The following is an 11,609-nucleotide window of genomic DNA, read 5'->3' as shown; positions in this document are numbered from 1 at the left end:
ACTGGACCCGGGCCGCCAGGGAGCGGAGATCGTGAAAGCGGTGCCTCGGTGTGGTGGCTGGGCACGCTACTCTCGGGGCATGCGGGCAACTCTTCTCCTCTCGGTGTTGGTGTTGGCGGTCGTGGGGTGTGGCTCCGAGTCGGACGAGACACCGAGCTCGGGCGGTGCGGCAGGCAGCTCCAGCGGCGGCAGCTCGAGTGGTGGCGCGGCAGGCAGCGCTACGGGCGGCAGCGGCGGCGCAGCCACGGGTGGCAGCGCGGGCTCGTCCAGCGGCGGCGCCGCCGGTAGCTCCACGGGGGGCGCCGCGGGCAGCGGTGGCAGCGCCGGAGAGATCATCCTGAAGGTCGACTTCGAGCCGGCTCCCACCGGTCCCTACACCAAGAGCGCGATGGACCTCGAATGGACCGGGCTCAAGTGGGCCCAGGGCCTGACGGAAGGACGTGTGGACATCGTCGAAGGCGCAGAAGCGCACTCCGGCAAGAGTCTGCGCATCCTGTATCCGAAGGGAGGCGTGGGCCCCGGAGAGGGCGGCGCCCAGTGGCTCGTGAACCTGCCCAAGAGCTTTGACGAGCTGTACGTTTCCTACTGGGTCAAGTTCGGCACGGGCTTCGACTTCGTGAAGGGCGGCAAGATCCCAGGGCTCGGAGGCGGAGCCAACAACACCGGAGGCAGCAAACCCGACGGGACGGACGGCTGGAGCGGCCGCATGATGTGGCGCACCGGCGGCGACGCCGTGCAGTACCTGTATCACCCCGATCAGCCCACCATCTACGGCGAGGATCTCGGGTACGACATCGGTGGGCAGCGGAGCTTCGTGCCCGGCGAATGGGTGCAGGTGGAGCACCACTTCGTGATGAACACGCCGGGCCAGCACGACGGCATCGTGGAGGCTTGGTGGAACGGGCAGAAGGCCATGGAGCGCACGGACATCCGCTACCGAGACGTGGACACCTTCGCCATCGACGTCTTCTACTTCTCCACGTTCTTCGGCGGCAGCGGCGCGGATTGGGCGGCCACCAAGGACGAGTACACCTACTTCGACGACTTCGTGATCTCCACGGGTCCGATCACGCACTGAGCTCCGGGCGCGCTACCGAGCCGCCCGGGCAGATGCGACCTGCGTGTAGCGGAGGCCACAGGTGTCGAGCAGCTCCATCAATACGCTTCCGAGTAGTCCGCCTCGCGTGCGCCGAAGGCGAGAGTGAGCTCGTACACGCGGGTGCCCAGCATCTCGCGATAGCCGACTCCCAGGCGCGGCCCAAAGCGATTGCGCGTATAGCTGCTGCCCTCCCGCGCCCCGAAGGCGAAGCTGATGCCGGCGGAGAGCTCGTCTCCGAAGGGCGCGTTCGTGGAGCCCTTCTTGCGTTCGTCCGCCGCGAACACCCAGCCGTCCCGCACCCAAGCGTTGGCGCCCATGAAGGTCGAGAAGTCCCAGGTGAGGTACAGCTCGATGGGCAGGGTGACGCCGATGGGCACGGTACTGGTGATGCCGTCCACGCCGGGGCCGGTGCCCAGCGCGAACGCGAAGTCATCGCCGATGGGCACACCGGCGCCGAGCACCGTTTGGAGGCCATACAAGAATCCGCCGCCGCCTCCGAGCGCCAGGTCGAAGCCGCCGAACACCCCCACGGGCTGCGCTTCACCGAGCACGCGCATGTTCATGGCCAGCGCCAGCGTGCCCTTGGTTCCGTAGCGCTCCTTGCTGCGCGCCCAGCCCCCGCGAAGACCGAACTCGCCATCCACGATGGCACGCAGATCCCGCGACGGCGGCCGCCCGGAATCGGAAGTATCGAGCAGCTTGGGCAGCCCCAGGTCCCCGAGCCACGGGAACGGCAGGGACGTTTCTCCCACGTGCTCCACCGGCGTCGTCGAGAACGCCAGCGACACACGCGTCACCAAGGCGCGGGACTCCATGTCCCGCTGGTGCTTCTGCGCTCGGGTCACGGCCTCCGTCGCTTGCTGCCGCTCGCGCATCACGATGATGTGCTCCGGTATGCCCCGCGCGATGTCATCGAGACGAGCCAGCCGCGCTCTGCGTTGCTCGGCGCTGCGCTCTTCCGCGGCCGCGTCCGCGATCTGGTTGGAGACGTCCACCGTCTCGGCCCGTTCCGAAAGCAGCTCGCCGATGCTCGACAGACGCTGGACGAAATCCCGATAGCGCGGGTTGGCACGTCCAGCGCGAGCTCGCGATCTCGATCCACCACCACGCGGCCCCCGAGCTTCACCACCAGCCCGGCGATCTCCTTGGAGGCCGCGCTCGCGTCTTCCACCGATAGCGTGATGCTGGCTTGTCTTTGGAGCGCGGGCTCCTTCCTCGCTTCATCTTCCGCCTGGGCCGGCGGCGCGGCCATCACGCAAGCGGTGGAGAGCAGGAGCCAGGGGAGAGCACGCACGTCCGCCATGGTAGGCAGACAACGCGCCGCGGTGGAACGGCCTTACAGGCATTCTGCAAGGATCCCCTTTGAGGCCTTGAACGCCCCCCAAACGCAGGCGTAGGACTTTTTTCGAGGGCATGTCGGACCGCCGCGAGCACGACACGGACGTCCCCGGTTTACGTCCAGAATGGACGGAAGCGCTGGTACGCGGCTGGCGCGGCGAAGGTCCGTCGCTCTGGCTCACACGCTTCGTCGTGCTGCGCATGCTCGGCTTGGTGTACCTGGTCGCGTTCCTGGTTGCGGCCAATCAAGTCGTCCCGCTGATCGGCTCGCAGGGCCTCACGCCGATCTCCCTGTACCTGCCGGCGGTCGAGCACCACTTCGGCTCCTTTGGCTCCGCGTTCTTCAATCTCCCGAGCCTGTTCTGGTTCGCGCACTCGGACGGCGTGCTGCTCGCCGCCATGTGGCTCGGGGTGGTGCTCTCGGCGGCAGTGCTGTGCGGCTACGCCAACTCGATCGTGCTCTCGGTCCTGTGGCTCTTGTACCTCTCGCTGATCCACGTCGGACAGCGCTGGTACGGCTACGGCTGGGAGATGCAGCTGTGCGAGACGGGGTTCTTGGCCATCTTCTTGGTGCCGTTGCTCGACGGCCGCCCCTTTCCGCGCAGGCCACCGCCCACGCCGGTGATCTGGCTCTTTCGCTGGCTCATCGTGCGCATCATGCTGGGCGCGGGGCTTATCAAGCTGCGCGGCGACGCGTGTTGGACCGAGCTCACCTGCCTCTACTACCACTTCGAGACGCAGCCCATCCCGGGGCCGCTCACGCCGTACTTCAATGCCCTACCGCACTGGGCGCTGGCCGGCGGAGTGCTGTTCAATCACTTCGCGGAGCTGGTTGCGCCACTGTTCGTGTTCGTTCCGAGACGCAGGCTGCGCCACGCCGCCGGCGCCGTGATGCTGGCGCTCCAGATCACTCTGATCCTGAGCGGGAACCTCGCGTTCCTGAACTGGCTCACCATCGTGCCCATCCTGGCCTGCTTCGACGACACCCTGTGGCGCCGGCTGCTGCCGAACACGTGGGTCCGCGCCAGCGAGCGCGCCAAGGAAACGGCGCAGGCGTCGCGCGGGCAGGGGCGCGCCGTGGCCGGTGTCTTCGGCGTAGTGGGCTTGCTCAGCATCTTCCCCGTCTCCAACTTGCTGTCGTCTCGGCAAGCGATGAACCGCTCCTTCGAGCCCCTGGGTCTGGTGAACACCTACGGCGCCTTCGGCAGCGTGGGGCGCAAGCGCTACGAGATCGTGTTCGAGGGGACCCGCGACGCGAAGCCGGATGCGCGCACGAAGTGGACAGCCTACGAGTTCAAGTGCAAGCCCGGAGACCCGACGCGGCGACCGTGCTGGATCACGCCGTACCACCTGCGGTTGGACTGGCAGATCTGGTTCGCCGCCATGGGGCAGCCGTACCAGCACCCGTGGACGGTGCACTTCGTGGAAAAGCTGCTGGAAGGTGACGAGAAGACCCTGAGCTTGCTCGCCAGCAACCCGTTTCCGGACGGGCCGCCGCGCGTCATCCGCGCCGAGCTGTACCGCTACGAGCTCTCGCCCCCGGGCGAGGCCACCGTGTGGACGCGACAGCGGGTGGGCGAGTGGTTGCCGCCCCTGTCCAAGGGCGACCCGCGCCTCACCCGCTTCCTCGAGATGAACGGCTGGTAGCCGTCACAGCTCCGTGAGCACTCGCTCGATGCGCTCGGCGAGCTTGCCGCGCCAGCCCTTGCCCAAGTTCTCGAACGCGAACGCGTTCTTGGGAGTGAATCCGGAGTGGTTCAGCTCCAGCAGGGTGCCACCGGAGGCGGACTTCTCGAGGGTCCAAGTGACCACCGTGTCGAGCTTTCCGCCGTAGCCTTCGAGCTGGTCCGATCCGCCGCGCCAGCTGTAGCTCAATCGCTCGAAGGGCACGACCTCGAGCACCTCGCAATCGACGACGCCGTCCCAACCCGGAACCGGCTGCGCACGAAATTGAAAGCGATGACCCACCACGGGCGCGATGTCGTTGTCCATCAGCCAGGCAGCGAGGAGCTTGGGTTCCGTGAGGGCGCGCCATACCTTTTCTGGCGCCTGCGCCAGCTCGTACTTCACGACGATGGATTGGGTTTCGCTCATTCGTCCATCTCCTGTAGGAGGCCCTCGAGCCTCCGAATGCGTTCGGGCCAGAAGCTCCGAAAGTGATCGATCCACTCCACGAGGGGACGCAGTCCCTCGGGGTTTGCTCGGTAGTGAGCAAAGCGCCCGGCGCGCCGCTCGCTGACCAGACCCGCGCGCCGCAGCGCCGCCAGGTGCTGCGACACCGCCGGCTGCGACACGCTGAAGCGCGCCGTGAGGTCCTTCACGGTGGTCTCCCCCAGAGCCAGCTGCTCCAGGATGGCTCGCCGCGTGGGATCCGCCAGCGCTCGGAAAACGTCGATGTTCTCGCTCACCCACAACGTATAAGCGCCTGCTTATGCGTTGTCAACATGGCGCCGTCCTGACGACAAGCCGCTACGGTGGCGACATACCGCTCTTCTGCGAGCCGTCCTCCGCCAGCCACAAGCGCTGATCCACCGCGATGGGGCCGCTGAACTTCACCTGCTTGCCACCCGGGAACGTGATCGTGATCGTGTCCACGCTGGTGACCGCGCCCAGGCCGAAGTGCAGCGTGAGCGAATCCTGCCCGCCCTTGCCGGTTCCGCCTTGCACCTGCCGCAGCCACTTCTTGCCACCCCCCTGCACCAAGACCGAAGCACCGATCGCCGCGCGGTTCGCGCTGACATTGCCGTTCACCCGCACCTGGAGCCAGTGCCCCTTGCTCGGCGCGTGTCGTTGCGGAACAGCTTGGTCGCGAACACGTCCTCGTCGCCGTCGTTGTCGTAGTCCGCCGTGGCCACGCCCCAGCCGTTCTTGGTCGTGATCCCAGCGTGGTAGGCGTCCAGCTCGAAGGTGCCGTCACCCTTGCCCCAGTAGAAGTCAGTGGGCCGTCCGTCGTAGATGGCCGTGATCACCATGTCGAGGACGCCGTCCTGGTCGAAGTCCGCCAGCGCCGGCACCGAGTGCGTCTCCTGGTAGCGCAGCCCAGCGGCGCTCACCGGCTTTTCCCAAGTGCCGGCCTTGTCCGTGAAGTGCCCGCTGCCGTCGTTGATCAGCACCTGTGTCTTGTCGGAGAAATTGAAGAAGCGGGGGTGCGCCAGGTTCGCGGCGATAAGATCGAAGTCGCCGTCGTTGTCGAGATCCCCAAGCGGCGCCGATGGTGTGGCCGAAGTACACCACCACGCCGGCTTGCGTCGCCACGCCGGCGAGCCCCGTCGTCTGTCCGCTCTCCGACACGGTGCCGCTGCCGTCGTTGACGAAGAAGTAGTTGGGACGCAACCGGTACGCATTCACGAACAAGTCGATGTCGCCGTCGCCATCGGCGTCCGCCGGTGCCGCACCGCGGCTGGGCGCCTTGTTGCTCGAGAAGCCGTGCGTCCCGGTCCAGTCGGAGAAGGTGCCGTCCTTCTCGTTGTGGAACACGGTGTCGATGTAATACGTCTCCTTGCTCCAGCAGATGAAGTTGGCGACGTAGAGATCCAGGAAGCCGTCCGCGTCCAGATCCACCCACGCGGCGGCGGCGGAGGGCGCGTGCACGTTGGCCGGATCGCCGCAATCTTCGTAGCTCTGCAGGTCCGTGATCTTCGCCGCCGCCGTCACGTCCTCGAAGGTGCCGTCGCACTTCGAGCGCATCAGCGTGTCGCCGTTCGCGGGAGACTCGGAAAATAGGAACAAATCCAGGCAGCCGTCGTTGTCGTAGTCGCCAAAGACGCCGCCGGTGGCGGAAACTCCCGCCAGCCCCGCGCTCTGGGTCACGTCGCTGAAGGTGCCGCCGTCGTTCTTCAGGAGCTTGCCGCTGACCAGCGCGTCGTCGAAGCCGTCGCCGTCGTAGTCGGCCCAGGAGACGTGGTCTCCGGACTCGGTGGGCACCTCCTGAAATAGCTTGTCCGCGGGCTTCACGTCGTCCGTGTACTCGACCACCAGCCGCACCAAGAAGTCGCGCTGGAACGGGAACGAGGTGCCGTTGTAGTAGCCGGGCACCTCCGGCAGGTTGAAGGCCGAGCGACAGCTGTCGAAGGCGTCGCAGTTGTCCGCGGCGGAGTCGTCGTAATAGAAGACCGGGTCCGTAGGGCTGGCAGCGTGGTGGGCCACGTACACCAGTCCGGGCTCGTCGATCACCACGGGCTCGGGCAACGCGTAGTCGAGCCACTGGCCGTCCGTCATGTCGGAGACGCAGCGCGTGCCCGTCCACAATGGGTCCGGCGCCCAGAAGTCGAAGCCGTTGTAACCGAAGTCGCCGTAGAGCCCGGCCTCGAGCTTCATGTCCGGTGCTGCCGCGGCGTCCACGTTGGCCCACTGCACCCGGAAGCCCAGGACCTTTGCGGGGTGCGCCAGCTCGAAGCGCACGGCTTCCCAGAGCGGAGCTTCTGCAAGTTTGTATTCGGTGCCGTCGATGGTGATGGCCGCCGTTTGATGGCGGATGTCCGCGTGCGGGGTGCCGTCGTCAAAGGCCAGCTCGGTGCCGGCCGAGAGCGTGGGGCCGGCAGTGCCGCAGCCGGGCGCCGCGTCGGCATCCGCCGCGGCGTCGACGCCGCCTTCCGTGCCGGCGTCCACCGTGCCGTGAGGTGCGGCCGCGCCGTCGTCCCCGCCACACGCCGCAAAGCCCGAGAGCGCCAACAGCGCGGCGCCCGCCAAGTACCGCATGAGCGAAGCATACTACGATGCCGCATGCCGAGCGCGCCGCCGTGAAGGGGCGTTCGCTTCTCGTCGGTACCGCGCCGGGCCAACACCCAGGATTCGAAGTACTGGAATGGGAGCTTCTGTTGTCGAGGCGCCGCGGGTACTCCGCGTTCGCGGACGTCGAGTGGCCGCCGCCCTGTGCGCTACTGCCCGAGCTTCTTCTTCACGATCTCGAGATTGAACGCCAACGTCTTGTTCTCGGGATCGAGCGCGAGCGCGCGCTCCCACACCTCGATGGCTCCCGCGTAGTCCTTGGCCATGTAGCGCGAGAGCCCGTCTTCCAGGAGTTGCGCCGCCGTGGCTGCGGGGCTCTCTCCTGCGCCCTGGGCCTTCCCGAGCAGCTTGTCCAAACGCTCCGACACGCTGGCTTCCACCTCGGCATGCTGGCGGCCGATGATCTGATCGATGGCGCGGTAGTCCATGCCCACCAGCGGATCGCTGCGCCGCTTCATGAGCGTGCGACCGTCGAGCACGACGATGCTGACGACCCGTTGTTCGGGATGCCGCACGAACTCGGTCTGGATCTGAAACACCTTGCCGCCACCCTGCACGCTGGACAGACGGCCCATCACGTCCGTGGTGGAAGACGGCTCCGGCTCCGATTCGGGCTCGTCGGCGGCCGCGTCGGCGATCTCGCTGAAGGAGACCGACTCCGACTGAATGCGGAACGTGCCTTCCTCCAGCTCCAGCAAGCGTTCGAAATCCGCCTCGCCGCCTTGCGCCGTCTCCGGCAGCACCACACCGGCAGCAAAGCGCAGCTTGGTCGCGAAATCGCCGGACTGGACGGCGACCTCGCCCGTCAAACCCTTGAGCTCACAGAACTGCATGATCTTCACGAAGGGGAACTTCGCGAGATCCCCGCGGAACGTGGCGCCCCGAACCTGCTTCATGCGGGACAGCAGCCGCTCCACCTTGGCTCGCAACACGACCGGAGGAATGGGCTTGGTGAGGTAGTCGTCCGCGCCCGCAGCGAGGCCCGTGACGATGTTGTCCGCCTCGCCCAGCGAGGAAAGGAACACGAAGGGGGTACGCCGGTCCGGGAACGCCTGCGCGTAGTGCTGCTTGAGCTCGAGCCCCCCGAGCTCCGGCATCATGACGTCGCTGATCACGAGCTCCGGCTCCACCTTGGCCATGAAGTCGAGGGCCGCCCGGGGGCTCGCGAAACCGCGGACCTCGAAGCCGGCTGGGCCGAGCGCTGCTTGTACCGTCTCGAGCACCACAGGCTCGTCGTCTACAACGACAATCATCCCGTCACTCCTTGCGGGGATCGAGAGCCCCGCGCCTGTCGCGCCAGCTGCGCGAGCTCCACGTCCAACACCGGCGGGCTGAGCACGTGGCGACCGCCGTGGTCGACGTCGTCTTCGTCCTCCGCGAACAGCACCACGAGGGGCGCGTTCGCCTTTCCGGCGACACCGCTCAGCGCGGCGTCCCGCACCGAGGGATCCGCCTCTTCACTCACGAACAGGAGGTTCGGCTCGTGATCGGTCGCCAGCAGGTTGCTGACGTCGCCGTGGGTCCTGGCCACGAAGCTCGCCACCCCCACGCGCTCGAGCCCCGGAGTGAGCGCGTCCACCTCTCCGTTAGCCGCCACGATCACCGCCCGGAGCTCGTCCACCACGGCACACGGCGGCAGCTCCACCACGAAGCGACTCCCACCTTCGAGTCCGCCCGACACCCGAATGCTTCCGGAATGCTCGTTCACGATGCCCTTGGCGATGGCGAGCCCCAGGCCCAAACCTGCGCGGCGCCCCTGCTTCCGATTCTTTTCGAGTTGGAAGTAGCGGTCGAAGATCGAGTCCCGCGCCTCCGGCGGGATGCCGGGTCCTTCGTCGATCACCTCGACGCACAGGCCCTGTGCCGAATCCGTGTAGCTGACGGTAACGCGGCTGTCTCGCGGCGAGAACTTGATGGCGTTGGAGATCAGATTGGAAAACAGCTGCTCCATGCGGGATTCGTCGGCGACGTAGCGGCGGTTCGCGCCCTGGATCCGCACGTCGACTTCCATGTTCTTCGCGCGGGCTGCCGGCTCGTGCAGCGTCAGCGCGCGCCTGAGGGCGTCGTCCAAGCGCGCGGGCTGCTTGTGTACGCCAAAGGTGCCGGAGTCGATTCGCTCGAGGTCCAACAGGTCGTCAATCAGATTCAGCGCCCGGTGCCCGGAGGCGATCATCTGCGCCAGAAACCTCTCGGCGTCTTCCCGCGTGGTTTCCCCGATGCGATCCTTGAGCAGGTCCGCGTAGCTGATGAGGGCGGCGATGGGCGACTTGAGGTCGTGGGAGGTGGTGGCCAACAGATCGCTCTTCAGCTTGCTGAGATGCTCGAGCTGGGCGTTCTTCTCTTCCAGCTCCATCTCCAGGCGGTGCCGCTCGGAGATGTCCACGGCGCGGCCGATGTGCCCGACGTGATTGCCCGTGGCATCCCGCACGGACGTGATGGTGAACTGAACCGTCACAAGCTCGCCGGAGCGCTTGCGGGTGACCAGATCTCCCGCCCAGGATCCGCCGGCCCAGGTGCGCGCCAGGAGCTGTCCCAGGCGGTCCACGTCGCCTTCCGCCTCCAAGATGCCGGGCGTCTGCCCGACGACCTCGTCCATCCGATAGCCGTACAGGCTCAGGAAGGCCTGATTGACGTCCACGATGCGCCCGGTGGTGTCGGTGAAGAACGTCGCTTCCGCGCTGCTCATGAAGTTGCGATCGTATTGAGCGACGCGCTTCATGGTGCGGAAGCGATCCTCCGCGGTTCGCAGAAACATCTCGAACCCGTCGCCGCGCTTCACCACCAGCACTTCCAGCGGCGTCCCACCGCGTGCGAACAGGTACTGCGTCAGCGGCCGGTCCGGCTCCAGGCCGCCCATGCGAACCAACAGCTCGCCGCGGCTGGCGTCCTCCAGGTAGTCCCCGAGGTCGCTGGACTCCTCGACGGACAGGAGCTTTGCGAGGCCGCCTCCGCCGGACGCGATCCGTAGGCGCGCGTCCACCTTCAGCAGGTGACACTGCGGCACCTCCACCAACATGCCGCCGGTCTCGCCCAGGTGCGTGAGGCTCAAGCGCTCCGTGGAGTCCGTCAGCAGCGTGCGCACGTCGAGGTTGTCGTCCTCCAGCGAACGGGAGAAGCGGCTGATGAGCGTCTGGTCGCCGAGCGCGGCCTTGCCCGCCACGTCCAGCCCCGCAATGGCGGCTTCGGCGATGTGCGGATCGAACTGCGTGCCCACCCGAGCACGGATCACGTCCAGCGCAGCCTCGTGGGACAGCGACGTGCGATTGGGGTTGGTGAGCCCCTCGTAGGTGTCGGCAAACGCCAGCACCCGCCCCAAGAGCGGGATGTCTTCCCCCGACTTGCCTTCGGGGTAGCCCGTGCCGTCGTACCACTCGTGGTGTGCCGCGGCGGGATAGGCCAAATGCGCCAGATCCTCGATGGTCGAGATCACCTTCATGGTGTCTTCCGCGTGCTTGCGGATGACCCGCGCGTCGTCTTCGTCCAGATGTGCCTTGCACAGGAGGCTCCGCGGCACTCCGACCTTGCCGACGTCGTGCAGGAGCCCCGCACACAGCACGTCCCACACGTTGGTCTCTTCTCCACCGATGGCGCGAGCCACTTCGTATCCGAAGTAGGTCACCCGCAGCGAGTGCCCCAGCATGGACGGGTGCTTGGCGTCGATGATGTGCCCGAAGACCCACAAGAGCTGACCGAGAAGATTGAGTCGGTCCAGCTTCTCGAGCTCCGGCGGAGTGTAGGCCAGCGAACGGACCATGCGCTCGAGCTGTTGGTCGTCGAACAGGCGGACCAGCACCGCCGGGTCGCGCTCGATGCTCGCCAGCGCCGCTTCCGCCACCTCCGGCGCCCAGGCCCGGCCGCTTTCGTGGGAGGTGGTGGAGCAGGCGACCGCGTAGCGGCGCTCTCGCCCCACGTTCCGCAGCGCCAGCTCGAGGGTGTCTGCCGCCGCCAGCACCTGCGTCTGGAGGGAGATTTCCGCGCCGGTCTTGCCGGAAGGGAAACCGAGCCCGTCGAAACGCTCGTGGTGGTCCTGGATGATGGGCGCGATGCGCTTCAGCACGCCGAAAGGCTGGACGATCCGGGCGCCCAGCTCCGCGTGCTGCTGCACCTGCTTGCGTGCGTCCCCGCGATGGACCACATGGATGATGTGGTCCGGCAGCCCGATGGCGCCGATGTCGTGCAGGAGCCCCGCGTGATAGAGCAGCCCGGGCTCCGGCAGCTTCAGCTCGACGGCGATCCCGTGAGCCAAAACGGCCGTTCGCCACGCATGAAAGAGCTTCTCCCCCTCGTCGAAGTCCAGCACCATCGACAGAGCGCGGACGACGTCATTGAACAGGCGATTCGAGGGATCCACTAGCTCGCGCTCCGATGCAAAAGGGAAGCGTCACACCCGAATTGACGATGGGCAATGACAACTGTTGGCGCTGAACACATTGGCACTCCGGCG

10 protein-coding genes are annotated in these 11,609 nt (G+C 66.9%); 2 read left to right on the top strand and 8 right to left on the bottom strand.

Features of this window, described 5'->3' with window-relative positions; all coding sequences use genetic code 11:
* The first annotated feature begins 79 nt into the window (after positions 1-79).
* The gene (locus tag H6717_21670) at positions 80-1,078 is read left to right on the top strand and encodes a hypothetical protein (protein MCB9579653.1); all 999 of its coding nucleotides are present in this window, start codon (positions 80-82) and stop codon (positions 1,076-1,078) included.
* Between the two features lie 77 nt (positions 1,079-1,155).
* Here the strand turns inward: H6717_21670 and H6717_21665 are convergent, their stop codons facing one another.
* Positions 1,156-2,274, bottom strand: coding sequence for a DUF4349 domain-containing protein (locus tag H6717_21665; protein ID MCB9579652.1), 1,119 nt, complete (start codon positions 2,272-2,274; stop codon positions 1,156-1,158).
* Positions 2,275-2,512: 238 nt separating this feature from the next.
* Between H6717_21665 and H6717_21660 the strand changes: the two genes are divergently transcribed.
* On the top strand, positions 2,513-4,084 hold the full coding sequence (locus tag H6717_21660; GenBank protein ID MCB9579651.1) for a lipase maturation factor family protein: 1,572 nt from the start codon (positions 2,513-2,515) through the stop codon (positions 4,082-4,084).
* A gap of 3 nt (positions 4,085-4,087) precedes the next feature.
* On the opposite strand, the gene H6717_21655 is transcribed toward H6717_21660, so the two are convergent.
* From H6717_21655 to H6717_21625, 7 genes are all read right to left on the bottom strand, one after another.
* Entirely contained in the window at positions 4,088-4,531 is a 444-nt protein-coding gene (locus tag H6717_21655; GenBank protein ID MCB9579650.1) for an SRPBCC domain-containing protein, read from the bottom strand.
* Entirely contained in the window at positions 4,528-4,845 is a 318-nt protein-coding gene (locus tag H6717_21650; GenBank protein ID MCB9579649.1) for a winged helix-turn-helix transcriptional regulator, read from the bottom strand. The genes H6717_21655 and H6717_21650 overlap by 4 nt, the downstream gene beginning before the upstream one ends.
* Positions 4,846-4,906: 61 nt before the next feature.
* On the bottom strand, positions 4,907-5,188 hold the full coding sequence (locus H6717_21645; protein ID MCB9579648.1) for an ASPIC/UnbV domain-containing protein: 282 nt from the start codon (positions 5,186-5,188) through the stop codon (positions 4,907-4,909).
* Positions 5,185-5,409 (bottom strand): VCBS repeat-containing protein, encoded by a 225-nt coding sequence (locus H6717_21640; GenBank protein ID MCB9579647.1) that lies wholly within the window; start codon positions 5,407-5,409, stop codon positions 5,185-5,187. Before H6717_21640 ends, H6717_21645 begins: the two co-directional genes overlap by 4 nt.
* The gene (locus tag H6717_21635; protein ID MCB9579646.1) at positions 5,372-7,135 is read right to left on the bottom strand and encodes a VCBS repeat-containing protein; all 1,764 of its coding nucleotides are present in this window, start codon (positions 7,133-7,135) and stop codon (positions 5,372-5,374) included. Before H6717_21635 ends, H6717_21640 begins: the two co-directional genes overlap by 38 nt.
* 179 nt (positions 7,136-7,314) lie before the next feature.
* Positions 7,315-8,418 carry a response regulator gene (locus tag H6717_21630; protein MCB9579645.1) on the bottom strand — a complete coding sequence of 368 codons (1,104 nt, stop codon included), beginning with the start codon at positions 8,416-8,418 and terminating at the stop codon, positions 7,315-7,317.
* Entirely contained in the window at positions 8,415-11,516 is a 3,102-nt protein-coding gene (locus tag H6717_21625; protein MCB9579644.1) for an HD domain-containing protein, read from the bottom strand. Before H6717_21625 ends, H6717_21630 begins: the two co-directional genes overlap by 4 nt.
* Between the last annotated feature and the right edge of the window lie 93 nt (positions 11,517-11,609).

The organism is Polyangiaceae bacterium (assembly GCA_020633235.1).
Classification (GTDB): domain Bacteria; phylum Myxococcota_A; class Polyangia; order Polyangiales; family Polyangiaceae; genus JACKEA01.
The sequence above is the reverse complement of the archived record's forward strand: the minus strand, read 5'-3'. Positions and strand labels throughout refer to the sequence as shown.

What these genes read in the sequence shown, in the direction of transcription:
- H6717_21670 (MCB9579653.1), top strand. Translation starts at nt 80, where the DNA reads ATGCGGGCAACTCTTCTCCTCTCGGTGTTGGTGTTGGCGGTCGTGGGG.
- H6717_21630 (MCB9579645.1), bottom strand. Translation starts at nt 8,418, where the DNA reads ATGATTGTCGTTGTAGACGACGAGCCTGTGGTGCTCGAGACGGTACAA.
- H6717_21640 (MCB9579647.1), bottom strand. Translation starts at nt 5,409, where the DNA reads ATGGTGATCACGGCCATCTACGACGGACGGCCCACTGACTTCTACTGG.
- H6717_21655 (MCB9579650.1), bottom strand. Translation starts at nt 4,531, where the DNA reads ATGAGCGAAACCCAATCCATCGTCGTGAAGTACGAGCTGGCGCAGGCG.
- H6717_21635 (MCB9579646.1), bottom strand. Translation starts at nt 7,135, where the DNA reads ATGCGGTACTTGGCGGGCGCCGCGCTGTTGGCGCTCTCGGGCTTTGCG.
- H6717_21660 (MCB9579651.1), top strand. Translation starts at nt 2,513, where the DNA reads ATGTCGGACCGCCGCGAGCACGACACGGACGTCCCCGGTTTACGTCCA.